At 72.3% G+C, this 17,966-nt stretch carries 14 protein-coding genes; 4 read left to right on the top strand and 10 right to left on the bottom strand.

Annotated elements, in window-relative coordinates; translation table 11 throughout:
* The first annotated feature begins 29 nt into the window (after nt 1–29).
* Complete coding sequence (locus ACIBG7_RS25235) at nt 30–470, top strand: hypothetical protein (protein ID WP_397337763.1); 441 nt, start codon at nt 30–32, stop codon at nt 468–470.
* Here the strand turns inward: ACIBG7_RS25235 and araA are convergent.
* The 8 genes from araA to ACIBG7_RS25195 form a co-directional block, all read right to left on the bottom strand.
* Nucleotides 443–1,897 (bottom strand): L-arabinose isomerase, encoded by a 1,455-nt coding sequence (gene araA, locus ACIBG7_RS25230; protein WP_357936325.1) that lies wholly within the window; start codon nt 1,895–1,897, stop codon nt 443–445. The genes ACIBG7_RS25235 and araA overlap by 28 nt on opposite strands.
* Nucleotides 1,894–2,541, bottom strand: coding sequence for an L-ribulose-5-phosphate 4-epimerase (locus ACIBG7_RS25225; RefSeq protein ID WP_357936327.1), 648 nt, complete (start codon nt 2,539–2,541; stop codon nt 1,894–1,896). Before ACIBG7_RS25225 ends, araA begins: the two co-directional genes overlap by 4 nt.
* The gene (gene araB, locus ACIBG7_RS25220) at nt 2,538–4,214 is read right to left on the bottom strand and encodes a ribulokinase (RefSeq protein WP_397337762.1); all 1,677 of its coding nucleotides are present in this window, start codon (nt 4,212–4,214) and stop codon (nt 2,538–2,540) included. The genes ACIBG7_RS25225 and araB overlap by 4 nt, the downstream gene beginning before the upstream one ends.
* 107 nt (nt 4,215–4,321) lie before the next feature.
* Nucleotides 4,322–5,308, bottom strand: a complete 987-nt coding sequence (locus ACIBG7_RS25215; RefSeq protein WP_357936357.1) for a LacI family DNA-binding transcriptional regulator — start codon at nt 5,306–5,308, stop codon at nt 4,322–4,324.
* A complete protein-coding gene (gene yjfF / locus ACIBG7_RS25210) occupies nt 5,308–6,330 on the bottom strand; it encodes a galactofuranose ABC transporter, permease protein YjfF (protein ID WP_357936329.1) in 1,023 nt (340 codons plus the stop codon). The genes ACIBG7_RS25215 and yjfF overlap by 1 nt, the downstream gene beginning before the upstream one ends.
* Nucleotides 6,327–7,298, bottom strand: a complete 972-nt coding sequence (locus ACIBG7_RS25205; RefSeq protein ID WP_397337761.1) for an ABC transporter permease — start codon at nt 7,296–7,298, stop codon at nt 6,327–6,329. Before ACIBG7_RS25205 ends, yjfF begins: the two co-directional genes overlap by 4 nt.
* Nucleotides 7,295–8,809, bottom strand: coding sequence for a sugar ABC transporter ATP-binding protein (locus ACIBG7_RS25200; protein ID WP_397337760.1), 1,515 nt, complete (start codon nt 8,807–8,809; stop codon nt 7,295–7,297). The genes ACIBG7_RS25205 and ACIBG7_RS25200 overlap by 4 nt, the downstream gene beginning before the upstream one ends.
* 3 nt (nt 8,810–8,812) lie before the next feature.
* Nucleotides 8,813–9,790: an ABC transporter substrate-binding protein gene (locus ACIBG7_RS25195; RefSeq protein ID WP_357936335.1), complete on the bottom strand. Its 978-nt coding sequence runs from the start codon at nt 9,788–9,790 to the stop codon at nt 8,813–8,815.
* A gap of 190 nt (nt 9,791–9,980) precedes the next feature.
* Between ACIBG7_RS25195 and ACIBG7_RS25190 the strand changes: the two genes are divergently transcribed.
* On the top strand, nt 9,981–10,988 hold the full coding sequence (locus tag ACIBG7_RS25190) for an ATP-binding cassette domain-containing protein (protein WP_397337759.1): 1,008 nt from the start codon (nt 9,981–9,983) through the stop codon (nt 10,986–10,988).
* The gene (locus tag ACIBG7_RS25185; protein WP_397337758.1) at nt 10,985–11,812 is read left to right on the top strand and encodes an ABC transporter permease; all 828 of its coding nucleotides are present in this window, start codon (nt 10,985–10,987) and stop codon (nt 11,810–11,812) included. The genes ACIBG7_RS25190 and ACIBG7_RS25185 overlap by 4 nt, the downstream gene beginning before the upstream one ends.
* Here ACIBG7_RS25185 and ACIBG7_RS25180 read toward each other — a convergent pair.
* The gene (locus ACIBG7_RS25180; RefSeq protein WP_397337757.1) at nt 11,809–14,967 is read right to left on the bottom strand and encodes an ATP-binding protein; all 3,159 of its coding nucleotides are present in this window, start codon (nt 14,965–14,967) and stop codon (nt 11,809–11,811) included. The genes ACIBG7_RS25185 and ACIBG7_RS25180 overlap by 4 nt on opposite strands.
* A 152-nt stretch (nt 14,968–15,119) precedes the next feature.
* On the opposite strand from ACIBG7_RS25180, the gene ACIBG7_RS25175 reads away from it, so the two are divergent.
* A complete protein-coding gene (locus ACIBG7_RS25175; protein ID WP_397337756.1) occupies nt 15,120–17,435 on the top strand; it encodes a polysaccharide lyase 8 family protein in 2,316 nt (771 codons plus the stop codon).
* 57 nt (nt 17,436–17,492) lie between these two features.
* Here ACIBG7_RS25175 and ACIBG7_RS25170 read toward each other — a convergent pair whose 3' ends face one another.
* Nucleotides 17,493–17,924, bottom strand: coding sequence for a peptidase inhibitor family I36 protein (locus ACIBG7_RS25170; protein ID WP_357936345.1), 432 nt, complete (start codon nt 17,922–17,924; stop codon nt 17,493–17,495).
* Nucleotides 17,925–17,966: the final 42 nt, after the last annotated feature.

Here is a 17,966-nt window from a genome sequence, read left to right as displayed (position 1 = left end):
GTCTCGTCCTCCTCCTCGCTGGATGCGCCATGACAGGACCGACCCTCACCCGCGACCAGGCGGTGGCCCGAATCGAACAGTTGATCACCGCCACCGCGCAGGTGATCACACCCGAGCCTCGGCTGGAGGAGGTGCCGTCCTTCAGCGCCCCGAGCGGCTGCCAGGGCGACGGCACCGCTGAGGACCAGATCATCGTCAGCCGCGCCTACTGGCTCCGCGGGATCCCCGAAGGCGAGAACATGCGCGTGTCCGCACAGATTCGGTCGTATTGGGAGAGTCAGGGCTACCGGATCGTGGCCGCCGGCAGCGGTGACGGGAACCCGGGACTCAGCGGGGAGTCACAGCCGGAGCGGTTCCGGCTGTCACTCGTGTGGGCCGAGGGGGACGATCTCTACCTAGGAGCCTCCTCCACCTGTATCTGGCCCGACGGCACCCCCGCAGCTCACCGCCCCCCACGCTCCAACCGGTAAAACGCCTGGTTCCACCGCAGCTCCTTGACGAACTGTCGTGGAGTCGTCCCCCCGTCGATGACCACCAGTTCCACGCCCAGCATCGTCGCCAGATCGTCCAGTTCCTCTACACCGACAGCGGTGGAGAGGGCGGTGTGGTGGGGGGCGCCGGCGGTGAGCCAGGCTTCGGCGGAGACGGGGAGGGAGGGGCGGGGGCGCCAGACGGCGCGGGCGACGGGCAGGCGGGGCAGCGGGGCGGGCGGCGGGACGAGGTCGATCTCGTTGGCGACGAGGCGGAAGCGGTCGCCGAGGTCGGCCAGGCCGACGACGACGCCTGGGCCTGGGGCGGCGTCGAAGACGAGGCGGACGGGGTCCTCACGGCCGCCGATGGCGAGGGGGTGGATCTCGCAGGAGGGCGTCCCGGCGGCGATGGTGGGGCAGACCTCCAGCATGTGGGCGCCGAGGATGAGCTGCTCGCCGGGGACGAGGTGGTAGGTGTAGTCCTCCATGAAGGAGGCGCCGCCGTCGGGTGCCATGGCCTTGAGGGTGCGGACGAGGGCGGAGGTCTTCCAGTCGCCCTCGCCGCCGAAGCCGTAGCCGTCGGCCATGAGGCGCTGGACGGCCAGGCCGGGGAGCTGGCGGAGGCCGCCGAGGTCCTCGAAGTTGGTGGTGAAGGCGCGGAAGCCGCCGCTGTCGAGGAAGGCGCGCAGGCCGAGTTCGATGCGCGCGGCGTACCGCAGGGGTTCGGAGCCGAGCAGGCCGGGGGCCATGCGGTACTGCTCGCCGTACTCCTTGACGAGGGCGTCGATGTCGGCGTCGGCGATGGCGTCGACGACGGCGACCAGGTCGTTGACGCCGTAGGTGTTGACCGAGACGCCGAAGCGGAGCTGGGCTTCGACCTTGTCGCCTTCGGTGACGGCGACGTCGCGCATGTTGTCGCCGAAGCGGGCGAGCTTGAGGCTGCGCAGGTCGGCGAGGCCGGTGGCGGCGCGGGCCCAGGCGGCGATGCGGGCGGCGACGGCGGGGTCGCTGACGTGCCCGGCGACGGTCTTGCGCGGGACGCCGAGCCGGGCCTGGATGTGGCCGAACTCGCGGTCGCCGTGCGCGGCCTGGTTGAGGTTCATGAAGTCCATGTCGATGCTCGCCCACGGCAGCTCGACGTTGGCCTGCGTGTGCAGGTGGAGCAGCGGTTTGCGGAGGGCGTCGAGTCCGGCGATCCACATCTTGGCCGGGGAGAAGGTGTGCATCCAGGCGATGACGCCGGTGCAGGCGTCGTCGGCGTTGGCGTCGAGCATGACGCGGCGGATGGCGGCGGCGTCGGTGAGGACGGGCTTCCAGGCGACGGGGACGGGCAGCCGGTCGGCGATCTGCCGGGACTGCTCGGCGACCTGGCGGAGGGTGTCCTCGCCGTACAGTCCCTGGCTGCCGGTCAGAAACCAGATGGTCAACGCGGGCTCCTCTGTCCATAGACGTTCTGGTAGCGGTGGTACAGGTGGTCGATGTCCGGCTGGGCGATCGGCAGGGGTTCGCCGAGCTGCCGGGCGATGTGCACGGTGCGGGCGACGTCCTCGCACATCACGGCGGCCTTGACGGCGGCCGCGGGGGTGCGGCCGACGGTGAAGACGCCGTGGTTGCGCATGAGTACGGCAGGCGAACGGTGCCCCTTGAGGGTCTGGACGATGCCCTGCCCGATGGAGTCGTCGCCGATCAGCGCGAACGGCCCGACCGGGATCTCGCCGCCGAACTCGTCGGCCATCGCGGTGAGCACGCACGGAATGGCCTCGCCGCGGGCCGCCCAGGCGGAGGCGTAGGTGGAGTGGGTGTGCACGACGCCGCCCACCTCGGGCAGGTTGCGGTAGACGTAAGCGTGGGCGGCGGTGTCGCTGGAGGGGGCGTGCTCGCCTTCGACGAGGTTGCCGTCGAGGTCGCAGACGACCATCGCCTCCGGGGTGAGCTCGCGGTAGGAGACGCCGGAGGGTTTGATGACGAACAGGTCGGAGCCCGGGATGCGGCCGGAGACGTTCCCGGCGGTCCAGGCGACGAGGTTGTTGGCGACGAGTTCGGCGTGCAGGTCGCAGACGGTGCGTCTCATGCGGCGGCTCCGTTCCTGATCGCGCGCAGCTCGTGCAGCAGCCGGCCGTCGCCGAAGGCGTCGTGCAGGTCGCGGTAGACGGCGTAGAGCCGGTCGTAGGCGTCGGCGCGGCCGGGGTCGGGCACGTAGGCCTGTTCGTGGCGGCGGCCCATGGCGGCGGCGGCTTCCTGGATGCCGGGGTAGGCGCCGGCGGCGACCGCGGCGTGGATGGCCGAGCCGAGCGCGGGCCCCTGGCCGGAGCCGATGACGGAGACGGGCCGGCGCAGCACGTCGGCGTAGACCTGCATGAGGAAGCGGTTCTGGAGCAGCCCGCCGGCGGCCACGAACTCGGTGACCGGGACGCCCGCGTGCTCGAAGGTCTCGACGATGAGGCGGGCGCCGAAAGCGGTGGCTTCGATGAGCGCGCGGTAGACGTCCTCGGGCCGGGTGGCCAGCGTCTGCCCGATCAGCACGCCGGACAGGTGGTGGTCGACCAGGATGGAGCGGTTGCCGCTGTGCCAGTCGAGGGCGACCAGGCCGTGCTCGCCGACCCGCTGGGCGGCGGCGAGTTCGGTGAGGTGCTCGTGCGGGGTGCGGCCGAGCGCTTCGGCCTCGCGGGCGTGGGCGGCGGGCAGGCCGGTGTCGGCGAACCAGGCGAAGATGTCGCCGACGCCGGACTGGCCGGCCTCGTAGCCCCACAGGCCGGGCACGATGCCGTCGCGCACGACGCCGCACATGCCGGGCACCTCGGCCAGCCGGTCGGAGGGCAGGACGTGGCAGGTGGAGGTGCCCATGATGGCCATCATCTGGCCGGGCCGCACCGCGTCGGCCGCGGCGGCGGTGACGTGCGCGTCCACGTTGCCGACCGCGACGGCTGTGCCCTGCGGCAGGCCGGTCCAGGCGGCGGCCTCGGCGCTCAGCCGGCCGGCCAGGCCGCCGAGCGGGGCGAGCCGTACGCCGCCGGTCTCGGGGCCGACCTGGCCGGTGGCGAGCTTGCCGAGCAGTTCGGGGAAGCGGGGGTGGAGCTTGGCGAGGAACTCCGCCGACGGGTAGGAGTCCTGGAAAATCCCTTTGTATCCGGCGGTGCAGACGTTGCGGCTCTCCACCCCGGTCAGCCGCCAGACGATCCAGTCCGCCGCCTCGATCCAGCGCTCGGCCCGGCCGAACACCTCGGGATCCTCCTCCAGCACCTGCAGCGCCTTGGCGAACTGCCACTCCGAGGAGATCTTGCCGCCGTAGCGCGGCAGCCACGGCTCGCCCAGGTCGGCGGCCAGGGTGTTGATCCGGTCCGCGTACGGCTGGGCCGCGTGGTGCTTCCACAGCTTCGGCCAGGCGTGCGGGCGGGTGGGCAACTCCTCGCACAGGGGCACGCCGTCCGCGGTGGCGGGCAGCACGGTGCAGGCGGTGAAGTCGGTGCCCAGGCCGATCACGTGCTCGGGGGCGATCCCGGCCGCGGCGACCGCGGCGGGGACGGCGGTTCGCAGCACCTCGATCCAGTCGCGTGGGGACTGCAGCGCCCAGTCGGGGGCCAGGCGTTCTCCGGAGGCGGGGAGGGTGTCCTCGATGACGCCGTGTTCGTAGACGTGTACGGCGCTGCCGAGTTCGGCTCCGTCGGCCACGCGGACCACCACCGCGCGGCCGGACAAGGTGCCGAAGTCCACGCCTATCACGTAGCTGTTAGCGTTCACATTCAACTCCACGGAGGTGGCCCCGTCGGGGGGAAGACGGCTCAAAAGGGGTGGCCTGAGGGCCTCAGAGAGGGTTCGTAACCTGGGTCAGGAGCGGGTTCAGGAAGGTGGGGTCAGGGGGCGGTGGCGCTGCTGGCTCTGACGACGAAGTCGGGGCGGACGACCAGCCGCTCGTAGGTGCCGGGCCCGATGGCGTCGATCTGGCGGAGCAGCACCTCGATGCAGTGCCGCCCCACCGCGTCGAAGTCCTGGCGGACCGTGGTGAGCGGAGGCGACAGGTAGGCCGCCTCGGGGATGTCGTCGAAGCCGACCACGCTGATCTGCTCGGGCACCCGCACCCCGGCCTCGGCCAGCGCGCGCAGGACGCCGAGCGCCATCTGGTCGTTGGCGGCGAAGACCGCGGTGACGCCGGGCATGGCGGCCAGCCGCCGCCCGGCCTCGTAGCCGGCCTTCGGGCTCCAGTCGCCGGTCAGCGGTTCGGGCACCGGCCGGCCGGCCTCCTCCAGCGCCGAGCGCCAGCCGTCCAGCCGGCCCTCGGCCTCCAGCCAGTCGGAGGGGCCGCTGACGTGCCAGACCGTCTCGTGCCCGAGGTCGAGCAGGTGCTTGGTGGCCAGCCTGGCGCCTTCGATCTGGTCGATGCAGACCACCGAGACGTTGGCCCGGTGGGTGCCCTCGACCGCGACCGCGGGCATGCCCGGGGGCAGGCTCTCCAGGGCGCGGGCCGCCGAGCGTTGCGGCGCGACCACGACCACCCCGTCCACGCCCTGCTCGGTGAGATAGCCGATCGCCTCGCGCACGCCTTCGGCGTCGATGGAGCGCAGGCTGACGATGCTGACGAAGTAGCCCGCCGCGCGGGCGGCCTGCTCGATGCCGTACATCGTGCTGGCCGGGCCGTACAGGGTGGTGTCGAAGCTGACCACGCCGAGGGTGCGCGAGCGGCTGGTGACCAGGGCGCGGGCGACCAGGTTGCGCCGGTAGCCGAGCTGGTCGATGGCGTCGAGCACGCGTGCGCGGGTGTCGGCCCGGACGTTCGGGTGCTCGTTGAGCACCCGGGAGACCGTCTGGTGCGAGACACCGGCCAGCCTGGCCACGTCCGACATCACCGGCGGGCGAGGCTTGGCGGTCGATCCCACGCTTTTTCCTTTCTCGGGCCTGCCCCATTGTGCCGCAGCGATCCGCGCCGGGCGGTGAACAGCCTTTGGAGCAGGATGAAGACGAAGAGCAGCAGCCCGATGAAGATCTTGGTCCACCAGGAGCTCAGCGTGCCCTCGAAACTGATGATCGTCTGGATCAGGCCGAGCACCATGACGCCCAGCACCGTGCCGAGCAGGAAGCCCGAGCCGCCGGTGAGCAGGGTGCCGCCGATGACGACCGCCGCGATGGCGTCCAGCTCCAGGCCGACGGCGTGCAGGCCGTACCCGGAGAGCATGTAGAAGGAGAGCAGGACCCCGCCCAGGGCCGAGCAGAAGCCGCTGACCCCGTAGACGGTGATCTTCGTCCGGGCCACCGGAAGGCCCATCAGCAGCGCGGACTGCTCGCTGCCGCCGGTGGCGTAGACCGAGCGGCCCGTCCGGGTGTAGTGCAGGACGTACGCGCCCACGGCCACGACCGCCAGTGCGATCAACACGCTCGGCGAGATCCACAGGCCGCCGAACAGGTCGATCCGGGTCTGCGCGAAGGCGGTGAAGGTCGGGTCGTCGATCGGGACGGAGTCGGTGCCGATGGTGTAGCAGAGGCCGCGCGCCAGGAACATCCCGGCCAGCGTGACGATGAACGGCTGGATCTCGAAGGCGTGGATGAGATAGCCCATCACCAGCCCCAGCGTCGTCCCCACCAGCAGGACCAGCGGGATCACCACGTACGGTGGCCATCCCGGCCCCGCCATGAGGCTCGCCGAGATCATCGTGGACAGCGCGACCACTGAGCCCACCGACAGGTCGATGCCGCCGGCGAGGATCACGAAGGTCATGCCGACCGCCACGACCAGCAGGAAGGCGTTGTCGACCAGCACGTTGAGCACGACCTGGCCACTGGCGAACCCCGGGTAGCGGATCCCGCCGGCGACGAACATCGCGACGAACAGGGCGCCGGTCACCAGGACGGGCGCGTATCGGGTCCTCATGCGGTCGCCTCCCGGCGCTGGAGGAGCTTGGCGCGGAAGGCCGGCGACTGGATCAGGCAGACCGCGGTCACCACGAGCGCCTTGAACAGCAGCGTCGTCTCGGGCGGCACGCCGACCGAGTAGACGGTGGTGGTGAGCGTCTGGATCACCAGCGCGCCCACCACCGTGCCGGCCAGCGAGAAGCGCCCGCCGGCCAGGGAGGTGCCGCCGATCACCACGGCGAGGATGGCGTCCAGCTCCACCCACAGGCCGGCGTTGTTGCCGTCGGCGCTGGAGACGTTGGAGCTGATCATCAGTCCGGCGAGGCCGGCGCAGAGCGCGGCGAAGGTGTAGACGACGACGGTGAGGCCGCGCGAGCGGATGCCGGCCAGCCGGCTGGCCTCGGCGTTGCCGCCCACCGACTCGATCAGCAGGCCGAGCGCCAGCCGGCGGGTGAGCAGGGCGGTGACCGCCAGGACTACGGCGACCAGCAGGATGCCGAAGGGCAGGGTGAGCCAGTAGCCGCCGCCGATGAGCTGGTAGGCGTCGCTGGTCACGGTGATGATCTGGCCGTCGGTGATGAGCTGGGCCAGGCCGCGCCCGGCGACCATGAGGATCAGCGTCGCGATGATCGGCTGGATGCCGACCCAGGCGACCAGCACGCCGTTCCACGCGCCGAGCAGGACCGACAGGCCGAGCGCGAGCGCCACGGCGGTGAACACGCTCGCGTCCTGGCTGATCTGCAGGCAGGCCAGGGCGCCGGAGATGGCCACCACCGAGCCGACCGACAGGTCGATGCCGCCGGTGGCGATGACCAGGGTCATCCCGAGCGAGACCAGGATCAGCGGGGCGCCGAAGCGCAGGATGTCGATCAGGCTGCCGTAGAGGTGGCCGTCCTTCAGCTCGATCGACAGGAAGCTGGGCGTGAAGGCCACGTTCACCAGCAGCAGGGCGGCGAGCACCAGCAGGGGCCACAGCAGCCGCCTCATGGCGTCTCCCCGCCGCTCGCGATGGTCTCCATGAGCGTCTCCGTGGTCAGGTTCTCGTCGTTGGGCAGGACGGCGACCAGCCTGCGGTCGCGCAGCACGCCCACCTTGTGGCTGAGCCGCAGCACCTCCTCCAGTTCGGCGGAGATGAACAGCACGGCCATGCCGCCGTCGCTGAGCTCGGCGACCAGGCGCTGGATCTCGGCCTTGGCGCCGACGTCGATGCCGCGGGTGGGCTCGTCGAGGATCAGCAGCCGGGGTTCGAGGATCAGCCAGCGGGCCAGCAGCACCTTCTGCTGGTTGCCGCCGCTGAGGTTGCGCACGAGCTGCTCGGGGTCGGCCGGGCTGATCCTGAGCGCCTTGACGTACTTGGCGACCAGCTCGTCCTGCTTGTCCCTGGAGACCGGGCGGGTCCAGCCGCGGGTGGCCTGGAGGGCGAGCACGATGTTCTCCCGGACGGTGAGGTCGGGGATGAGGCCGTCGCGCTTGCGGTTCTCCGAGCAGAAGGCGATGCGGTGCGCCATCGCCGCGCGCGGGCTGCGCAGGGCGGCGGATGCGCCGCCGACGCTCACCTCGCCCGCGCCGGCGTGGTCGGCCCCGAACAGCAGCCGGGCCGCCTCGGTCCGGCCGGAGCCGAGCAGCCCGGCCAGGCCGACGACCTCGCCCTCGTGGATGGTCAGGTCGAAGGGGGCGATCGCGCCGCCCCGGCCGAGCCCGGCCGCCCGCACGAGCGGCCGGTCGAAGACCTTGGCCTCGCCGTGCAGGCGGTCCAGGACGGCGAGCTCCTGGCCGATCATCTTGCCGACCAGCTCGACCTGGCTGAGCTCGCTGGTCAGGTACTCGCCGATGAGCCGCCCGTTGCGCAGGACGGTCATCCGGTCGGCGATCTCGTAGATCTGGTCCAGGAAGTGGGAGACGAACAGGATCGCGATGCCCTTCGCCTTGAGCGCCCGCATCACCCGGAAGAGCTGCTCCACCTCGCCGGCGTCGAGGCTGGAGGTGGGCTCGTCGAGGATCAGCACGCGGGCGTCGATGTCGATCGCCCGCGCGATGGCCACCATCTGCTGGACGGCCAGCGAGCAGGCCGACAGCGGCGCCGAGACGTCGAGGTCGAGATCGAGCTCGGCGAGCAGTTCGGCGGCCCTGGCCCGCATGCGCTTCCAGTCGATCCGGCCCAGCCGGCGCGGCTCGCGGCCGACGAAGATGTTCTCCGCCACCGACAGGTTGCCGCAGAGGTTGACCTCCTGGTACACCGTGCTGATGCCGCCCTGCTGGGCCTCCAGCGGGCTGCCGAAGGCCACCGGCCGGCCGGCCAGCTCGATCTCGCCGGCGTCGGCGCGGTGCACCCCGGTCAGCACCTTGATCAGCGTCGACTTGCCGGCGCCGTTCTCGCCCATCAGGGCGTGCACCTCGCCGGGCAGGAGCCGGAAGTCCACGTCCTCCAGGGCGGTCACGCCCGGGAACCGCTTGCCGATCCCGCTCATCCGCAGGACGGGCTCGTTCGTCTCCCCCATGGCTCAGTACTGCCGGCTGGACAGGACCGACTTGGCCTGCTCCTGGGTGAAGGTGGTCTCCTCCGTCACCACGCGGGCCGGGACGTTCTCCCCCTTCACCACCTTCTTGGCCAGGTCCATGAGCTGCGGGCCGAGCAGCGGGGAGCACTCGACGATGAAGTTGATCTTTCCGTCGGCCAGGGCCTGCATGCCGTCCTTGACCGCGTCGATCGTGATGATCTTGATGTCCTTGCCGGGCACCTTGCCCGCGCCCTCGATCGCCTCGATGGCGCCCAGGCCCATGTCGTCGTTGTGCGCGTAGAGCACGTCGATGTCCGGGTTGGCCTTGAGGAAGGCCTCCATGACCTCCTTGCCCTTGGCGCGGGTGAAGTCACCGGTCTGCGAGGCGATGACCTTGAACTTGGGGTCGCCCGCGATGACCTCGGCGAAGCCCGCCTTGCGGTCGTTGGCCGGGGCGGAACCGGTCGTGCCCTGGAGCTCGACGATGTTGACCGGCTCGGTGGTCGCCTTGAACTCCTCCAGGAGCCACTTGCCGGCCTTGCGGCCCTCCTCGACGAAGTCTGAGCCGAGGAAGGTCTTGTAGAGGGTGGTGTCCTTGGAGTCGACCGCCCGGTCGGTGAGGATCACCGGGATCTTGGCGTCCTTGGCCTCCTTGAGGACGGTGTCCCAGCCGGACTCGACGACCGGCGAGAAGGCGATGACGTCCACGCGCTGCTGGATGAAGGAGCGCAGGGCCTTGATCTGGTTCTCCTGCTTCTGCTGGGCGTCGGAGAACTTGAGGGTGACGCCGGCGTTCTTGGCCGAGTCCTGGACGGACTTGGTGTTGGCCGTGCGCCAGCCGCTCTCCGCGCCGACCTGGGAGAAGCCCATGGTGAGCGTGCCGTCGTCCGCGCCGCCGCCCGCACCTCCGGAGGAGCCGCAGGAGGTCACGGTCAGCGCTGTCAGGCCCGCGAGCACCAGGGCCGAGATCCGCTTGAACACTGGGGGGTTCCTTTCATGTGAACGCTCACAAAATGTGAACGTTCACACTGGGGACCGTCAAGGGAAGGCTGGATTACAGTTCGATTACGCGGGCGTTCTCCGCGCGTTTCAGCTGCTCGTGATGTTAACGTTCACAATCGTGAAACCACCGTGAGGGCACCGTGAAACCGGAGGCGCCGAGAGTCGGGGCATGACCATCACAGAACTCGACCGTTTCGGAAGCGGGCCGGCGCCCGCCGGGGACGGCCTCGCCGTACGGGCCGAGGGGCTGGTGAAGACCTTCGGCGAGCAACGCGCCGTCGACGGGATCGACCTGGCCGTCCGGCCGGGCGAGATCTTCGGCGTCCTCGGCCCCAACGGGGCCGGCAAGACCACCACGCTGCGCATGCTGGCCACCCTGCTGAAGATCGACGCGGGCCGCGCGGAGATCTTCGGCGTCGACGTGGCCCGCGAACCGCACGTGATCCGGCAACTGGTGGGCGTGACCGGGCAGTACGCCTCGGTCGACGAGAACCTCACCGCCCGCGAGAACCTCTGGCTGTTCGGCCGGCTGCAGGGCATCGCCTCGCCGCGCGCCAAGCGCATCGCCACCGAACTGCTGGGGCAGTTCGCCCTGGAGGAGGCGGCCGACAAGCCGATCGCCCAGTTCTCCGGCGGCATGCGCCGGCGGCTCGACCTGGCCGCCAGCCTGATCACCAGGCCGCCGCTGATCTTCCTCGACGAGCCGACCACCGGCCTGGACCCGCGCACCCGCGGCCAGATGTGGGAGACCATCCGCGCCCTGGTCGCCGGCGGCTGCACCGTCCTGCTGACCACCCAGTACCTCGACGAGGCCGACCAGCTCGCCGACCGCATCGCGGTCATCGACCAGGGCCGCAAGGTGGCCGAGGGCACGCCCGACGAGCTGAAGACCATGGTCGGCAACTCGACCCTGCACCTGCTGCTGGCCGACCCGGCCGTCGTGCCGGACGCGGTGGCCGTGGTGCGCCGCGTGCTGGGCACCGAGCCGGTGCTCAGCCCGGAGCAGGGCCGGCTCAACGTCGCCCTGGACCAGGCCGACCTGGCCGCCGACGTCCTGATCGCCCTGCGCACCACCGGGATCGCCATCGCCTCGGTGAGCGTCGCCAAGCCCAGCCTGGACGAGGTCTTCCTGGCCCTCACCGGCCACGGGACCGAGGAGAAGGAGGAGGACAAGTGAGCACCACCCTCGCACCACCCCGCAGGACGGCCGACCGGGTGGCCTCCGCGCGCCGGCACGTGAGTCTGGGCGAGACCGTCGCCCAGACGCTGACGATGGCCTGGCGGGCGCTCAAGAAGATGCGCCGCAACCCCGAGCAGTTCTTCGACGTGGCCCTGCAGCCCATCCTGTTCACCGCGATGTTCGCCTACATCTTCGGCGGCGCCATCGCCGGGAACGTGGCGAACTACCTGCCGCTGATGATCCCCGGCATCCTCGCCCAGACCGTGCTGACCACCTGCATGGCCACCGGCACCCAGTTGCGGGAGGACATGGAGAAGGGAGTCTTCGACCGGTTCAAGTCGCTGCCGATCGCCCGGATCGCGCCGCTGGCCGGGCCCATGGTGGCCGACCTGCTGCGGTACACGATCGCCGCGGTGCTGACCTTCGGCATGGGACTGGTGATGGGGTACCGGCCCGGTGGCGGCGCGGGCGGGGTGCTGGCCGCGATCCTGTTGTCCATCTTCACCGGCTGGGCGCTGGCGTGGATCTTCACCTGGGTCGGGACCATCGCCCGCAGCGCGCAGGCGGTGCAGGGCATCTCGATGATGATCCTGTTCCCGCTGACCTTCCTGTCCAACGCGTTCGTGCCGGTGGAGACGCTGCCCGGGTGGCTGGCCGCCTTCGTGCGGGTCAACCCGGTCTCGCACCTGGTCACCGCGGCCCGCGACCTGGCCAACCACGGCACCTTCAGCGTGGAGGTCGGCTGGACGCTGCTGGCCGGGCTGATCGTGATCGCGATCTTCGCGCCGCTCTCGGTCCGCAGCTACAAGCGGCACATCTAAGCGGGATGAGAGCGGTGCAGGCGCTCGGCCAGGGCCTGGGCCTCGGCCAGCAGGGCGGGGCCGCGCCGCCGGCCGTACTCCGCCCCGATCCGTTCCCGCACGCCGGGCGCCAGGCGCTCGGCGTGCGGGACGATGCGCTCGAAGGACATGCTCGGCATGCTGCGGTTGTACCCGAACCGCTCGGCCAGCACGATCGCCCGGACCGCGGCCTCCGGCTCCATGCCGCCGCGCAGCAGCCCCCAGACCCCGGCGGCGAACAGCACGGTGCCGCAGACCGGGTAGTCGATGAAGGTGATGCCGGCGTTCAGGACCCCGTGCACCCGCGCCAGCGCGGTGCTCAGGAGCTCCTCCCCGTACGCCAGGTCGTCGGGCGTGCCGTGGTAGGCGTGCGCGGCCAGCGCGAGCGCCTCGGCCACCACCAGCCACGGCTCGAAGCCGGTCTGGGCCATCGCGGGCAGCCGCAGGTCGCGCGCCCGCCCCACGGCCAGCCGGTGCAGGGCCAGGGCGTAGGCCACCTCGCCCTTGGCCAGGGCCACCCCGGCGGCGCAGAACGGCACGATGGCCAGACCGCCGAGCACCGGCTCGTTGTCGTTGAGCCGGCGGATCCGGTCGAGCTCCGCCTCGGCGGTCTCCAGGTCGCCGTCCTCCAGCGCGGCGAACAGCAACAGCGCGCGTAGCTGGGTCTCGTCGTCGGTCGCGCCCAGCCGGCTCAGCACGGGCAGGGCGGTGCGCGCGTGCCGTACCACCCGGTCGCGGTGGCCGAGCTGCATGACCAGGTGGGCGAGCTGGGTGTGCAGGAGCGCCGCGTGCCACGGGCCGTCCTCCGGCCCGGTCAGGGCGAGCGCGCGTTCGGCGGTCTCGATGGCCCGCTCCCACTCGCCGGCGTTCTCCAGGACGTGCACGCTCAGTTGCGCGGCCAGGTGCGCCACGTGCCGGTCGGGGTTGCGGCTGAGCTCGTCGAGCCGGGGCAGCCCGGTGACGCCGTCGGTGTAGTCGTAGGCGAGCATCACCTCGGACATGGCGGCCACGCTCGGATGCGTGGTCTCCTCCGGGGGCAGGGTGCGCAGCAGGGCGCGGAGCTCGTCGTCGGAGCCGTCGGAGGCGACCATGGTGTTCATCAGGGTGATCACCAGGGCCACCCGGGTGGGGTCCTCCAGCTCAGGCGGCGGCTTCCAGCCGGCGAAGGCGTGGCCGATCGCCTCGCGCAGCGAGAGCAGGCGCGGGTGGTCGCCGCGGACCGACCAGAGCGATCCCAGGCCCATCAGCAACTGGACCATCGTCGCGGCGTCGGACTCGGCCAGCGCCTGCCGGAGCAGCTCGGCGAGGTTGCCCTCCTCGGCGCGCAGCGCGTCGCACGCCTCGAACTGGCCGCCGCTGAACAGCTTCGCCGCGTGCTCGCGCGCGTAGGCCGTGGCCCAGGCTCGCTGCGCGGCGCGGGCCTCGGCCTCCTCCCCCGCCTCGGCCAGCCGCATCCGGCCGAACTCGCGGACCGTCTCCAGCATCCGGTAGCGGAGGCCGAGGTCGCTCTCGCGGATGCCGAGCAGCGACTGCTCGGCCAGCGCCCGGACGGCGGGCCACGCCTCGGGCCCGAGCAGTTCCTCGGCCGCCTCCAGGCTGAAGCCGTCGCCGAACAGCGACAACCAGCGCAGCGCCCGGCGCTCGCGCTCCTCCAGCAGGTTCCACGACCAGTCGATCACCGCCAGCAGGGTCCGGTGCCGGTCCGGGGCGCTGCGGTCGCCGCCGCTCAGCAGCGCGAACCGGTCGGCCAGCCGCCGGCTGATCTCCTCCACCGCCATCACCCGCACGGTCGCCGCGGCCAGCTCGATCGCCAGCGGCAGCCCGTCGAGCCGGGTGACGATCTCCTCGATCACGGCGTCGTCCAGCCGGGCGCCGGGCCGCGCCGCCCGCGCGCGCTGCCGGAACAGCTCGACCGCGTCGCCGGTGCTCAGCTCGCCGAGCGGGTAGACCTGCTCGGCGGCGATCATCAGCGGCGCCCGCGAGGTGGTGAGCACCCGCAGGTCGCGGCTGGTCGCGACCAGGAAGGCCACCAGGTCGGCGACGGCCTCCACCACGTGCTCGCAGTTGTCCAGGATCAGCAGCGCGGGGGCCTGCCCGAGCTGCTGGGCGATCCGCCCCCGCACGTCGGCCCGCCGGTCGGGGGTGAGCGAGTGCCGCCCGCTCACCGAGTCGCGCACGCCGAGCGCCGAGCCGACCTCGCCGACCACGTCCTGCGGCGAGGTGACGCCGGCCAGCTCGACGAAGTGCACGATCGGCTGCGTGGCGGTCCGGCCGACCACGTGGGCGAGCCTGGTCTTGCCCAGCCCGCCCGGTCCCACGATCGACACGACCCGGTGCGGGTGCAGCAGGCCCTGCACCGCGCGGATGTCGCCGTCGCGGCCCAGCAGCGAGGAGCCGTCGTAACGCACGCCCTCGCGCACCGGCCGGTCGGCGGCCAGCAACTCGCCGTGCACGCGGGCCAGTTCCGGGCCGGGATCGGCGCCGAGCTGCTCGGCCAGCGCCGCCCGGTGGCGGTCGAACCGCTCCAGCGCCGCCGCCGTCCCGCGCACCGCCGCCTCGCTGCGCAGCAGGCAGACCAGCACTTCCTCGTCGTACGGCTGCGCCGCCGCGGCCTCCTCCAGCAGCGGCAGCGCCTCCTCGTGCGCGCCGCTCCTGCTCCGGGCCAGGCCCAGCAGGCGCCGGATCTCGCCGAGCCGTCCTGCCGTCCACTCCCGCAGCTCGGCCAGCGCGCCCGTGGCCGGTTCGAGCCCAGCGGGGACCAGGGCGAGCGCCTCCCCCGCGTGGGCGGCGGCACCGGTCACGTCGCCCTCGGCCAGGGCGGTCCGGGCGCGGGCGGCGAGCACGCCGACCAGCAGCGCGTCCACCTGCTCGTCCGGCAGGCCCAGCCGGTAGCCGCGCGGCGTCCGCACCACCGCTTCCGGCGAGGTCGCCGCGCGCACCCGGGAGACCACGACCTGCAGCGCCTTGGTGGGGTTGGCGGGGGTCTCCTCGCCCCACAGCTCCTCGATCAGCCGCTCGTCGGGGGCGCCCGCCCTGCCGTACCGGGCGAGGACCGCCAGCAGCGTCTGCGCGCGGTCGCCGACCACGCGCGCGCCCTTCCAGCGAACGCCGTCCAGCAAGGTCAGCAGCGGAGCCATGAAGCCCAGCTTATGGCGATCGGCCCGGCTGGGTTCCCGCCGCATTTCCGGCCTTCCGCTCATCCCGCTCGCCCGGCCCGGCGGCAGGAGCCTCTAAGCTCTGCTGGCGTGGCGGACAAGCGCAGACCCCGGGCCGGCGAGGCCGCCGCTTCATGACCCCGCCCATCCGTGGACCGCTCTCGCGGCGATCCGTCCTGCTGGGCGGCGTGGCGCTGGTCGGCCTCGCGCTGACCGGCCGGCCCGCCGACGCGGCCGGCCTTTCCAGTGCGTTCAGTACGGCTCGCCGCCGCTGGGTCGAGCTGATGGCGGCCGACCCCGAACGGCTCGACGGCTCGGCCGGCGCGGTCTGGCGCAAGATGGATCCCGACCCCCGCCGTCCCAGCCTGTGGCGCGACCTGCCGCTGGGCAACCCGGCGACCGGCGACTTCAACCGCTCCTACACCCGGCTGCGCACCCTAGCCCTGGGCTGGGCGACGCCCGGCACCCGGTTGCACGGCGACCCCGAGGTGGCCAGGGGCGCGGTCGCGGCGCTCGACTTCCTCCACCGGCACGCCTACAACGAGCACCTGCCGCGGCGGGGCAGCAACTGGTACTGGTGGGAGATCGGCGTGCCGCGCGCGCTGACCGACACCTGCGCCCTGCTGTACGACGCGCTGCCGGGCGAGCGGCTGGAGCGCTGGCTGCGGCCCCTGCGGCGCTGGTGCCCCGATCCCGACCACCGCGTCAGCATGCCGTCGGTGGTCGAGACCGGCGCCAACCGGGCGGGCAAGGCCATGGCGGTGGCAATGCACGGCGTGCTCACCCGTGACCCGCGGCTGATCAAGCTGGCCCGCGACGGCGTCTCCGACCGGCGCGGCGGCGGGCGCTGGAGCCTGCTGCGCTACACGCGCGGCCCCGGCGACGGGTTCTACCGGGACGGCTCGTTCATCCAGCACGACCTGTTCCCCTACACCGGCAGCTACGGCGTGGACCTGCTGGACGGGGTGGCCCGGCTGATCACGCTGCTGGCCGGCTCGCCGTGGGAGATCACCGACCCTGACCTGGTCAACGTCTTCGACATCGTGGACCGCTCCTTCGTCCCGGTGATCTTCGACGGGCTCATGATGGACGGCCTGCGCGGGCGGCAGATCAGCGTCCAGGGGCATCGCGACCACACCTCGGGCCAGCGGGCGATGGAGGCGGTCCTGCACCTGCTGCCCGCCGCCCCGGCCCGGCACGCCGAGCGCTGGCGTCCCATGATCAAGGGCTGGCTGGCCCGCAATCCGGCGCTCGTCGCGCCGCCCGCCGCCGCCGGGCTCCTGGCCGACCCCGCGGTGCCCGAGGGCCGGCGGACCGTCGGCACCTGGGTCTTCGCCGACATGGACCGGGTCGTGCACCGCCGGCCGACCTGGGCCTACGCCATCTCCATGTCGTCCGCGCGCATCGCCGCGGTCGAGGGCATGAACCGGGAGAACCTGCACGGCTGGTACACCGGCGACGGCATGACCTACCTCTACACCGAGGACCTCACGCACTGGAACGACGAGCTCTGGCCGACCATCGACCCCTACCGGCTGCCCGGCACCACCGTCGATCGCCGCAAGCGCGCCGCCCTGCCGCACGGCGCGCGGTACCGTCCGAGCGCCCGCTTCGCGGGCGGCGTCGCCCTCGACGGCCGGTACGGCGTGGCCGCCATGCAGCTCGACGCCCAGGGCTCCTCGCTCCGGGCCCGCAAGTCGTGGTTCCTGCTCGACGACGCGGTGATCGCGCTGGGCGCCGGGATCACCGCCTCGGACGGCCGCCGCGTCGAGACCGTCGTCGAGAACCGCAACACCCACACCTCGCACCCCGAGCTGGCCCGGGGCGAGTCGTGGGCTCATCTCGCCGGGGTCGCCGGCTACGTCTCGCTCGACGACGCCGAGCTCAAGGTCGTGCGGGAGAAGCGCACCGGCCGCTGGCGCGACATCGACCGCGGCGCGACCACCGGCGGCGACCGCGAGCGGCACACCCGGCACTACACGACCCTCCTGCTCGACCACGGCGTCGATCCCGACCGCGCGCGGTACGCCTACGCCGTGCTGCCCGGCTTCTCGGCCGACGCCACCGGAGCCTTCGCCGCCCGGCCGCCGGTCGAGGTGCTGGCCAACAGCAGCAGGGTGCAGGCGATCCGGGCCGGCGAGCTCACCGCGGCGGTCTTCTGGCGGGCCGGTTCGGTGGCGGGGCTGTCCGCCGACGGGCCGTGCACGCTGCTGCTGGCCCGCTGGGGCACCTATGTCCGGCTGGCCGTCGCCGACCCGTCCAGGACCGCCGAGAAGATCCGCCTCACGCTGCCGTGGCCGGTCGCGTGGATGGAGGACGCCGGCCGCCGCGTACGGCTCCGCGAGCGCACCCTGACCGTCGAGGTCGGCGGCAGCCGGGGACACGCGCACACCGCCACCCTCTGGCTGCCGGTGCCGCCGGCGCCGCGCGTGCGGATGCGGGCGGACTGAAACCGGCCGGCCCCCCGTGGATCGGCACAGGAGACCGGCCGGTGGCCGTGGGGCTGATCAGCCGTGGGAGTCGGTCACGCCCGCGCGCTTGAGCGAGTACTCGTCGTCCCAGATGGAGCAGGAGGGCCCGCCTGGGCCGCCGAAGCGGACGGAGTCGAAGAAGTCGCGGAAGTCGATGTAGAAGTTGCCCTTGCCGCGCGGGCCGGTGACGGCGGTGCAGCCACCGTAGGCGGCCTCGGAGTAGAGGTGGATGAGGGTGTCGGTGCGGTTCCAGTCGGACTTGGCGCGATCGCCCATGCCGAGCGCGGCCAGGTCGGCGGTGTCGGCCTTGAGCTGGACGATGTCCCCGGTGCCGTTGAGGCCGGAGAACAGGCAGTAGTTGCCTTCCTGACAGCGGTCGTACCCGTCGGCCGCCTGCGCCGGTGTCGCCAGGACGGCCAGGGTCGCGGCCGCGATCGGCAATGCCAGAGCATGAAACTTCTTGCCCACCAGACCTCCATGGAAGAAGCTTTCTTTCCGTCCGAGCGTACC

Origin of the sequence: Nonomuraea sp. NPDC050328, from assembly GCF_044459405.1 — a bacterium.
In the GTDB taxonomy this organism is placed as follows: Bacteria; Actinomycetota; Actinomycetes; order Streptosporangiales; family Streptosporangiaceae; genus Nonomuraea.
The sequence above is the reverse complement of the archived record's forward strand: the minus strand, read 5'-3'. Positions and strand labels throughout refer to the sequence as shown.

Bases quoted from the DNA above. Each gene is read 5' to 3' on its own strand.
- ACIBG7_RS25200 (WP_397337760.1), bottom strand. From the start codon at position 8,809: ATGGGGGAGACGAACGAGCCCGTCCTGCGGATGAGCGGGATCGGCAAG.
- ACIBG7_RS25215 (WP_357936357.1), bottom strand. From the start codon at position 5,308: ATGTCGGACGTGGCCAGGCTGGCCGGTGTCTCGCACCAGACGGTCTCC.
- ACIBG7_RS25180 (WP_397337757.1), bottom strand. From the start codon at position 14,967: ATGGCTCCGCTGCTGACCTTGCTGGACGGCGTTCGCTGGAAGGGCGCG.
- ACIBG7_RS25175 (WP_397337756.1), top strand. From the start codon at position 15,120: ATGACCCCGCCCATCCGTGGACCGCTCTCGCGGCGATCCGTCCTGCTG.
- ACIBG7_RS25225 (WP_357936327.1), bottom strand. From the start codon at position 2,541: ATGAGACGCACCGTCTGCGACCTGCACGCCGAACTCGTCGCCAACAAC.
- ACIBG7_RS25235 (WP_397337763.1), top strand. From the start codon at position 30: ATGACAGGACCGACCCTCACCCGCGACCAGGCGGTGGCCCGAATCGAA.
- ACIBG7_RS25205 (WP_397337761.1), bottom strand. From the start codon at position 7,298: ATGAGGCGGCTGCTGTGGCCCCTGCTGGTGCTCGCCGCCCTGCTGCTG.
- ACIBG7_RS25190 (WP_397337759.1), top strand. From the start codon at position 9,981: ATGACCATCACAGAACTCGACCGTTTCGGAAGCGGGCCGGCGCCCGCC.
- yjfF (WP_357936329.1), bottom strand. From the start codon at position 6,330: ATGAGGACCCGATACGCGCCCGTCCTGGTGACCGGCGCCCTGTTCGTC.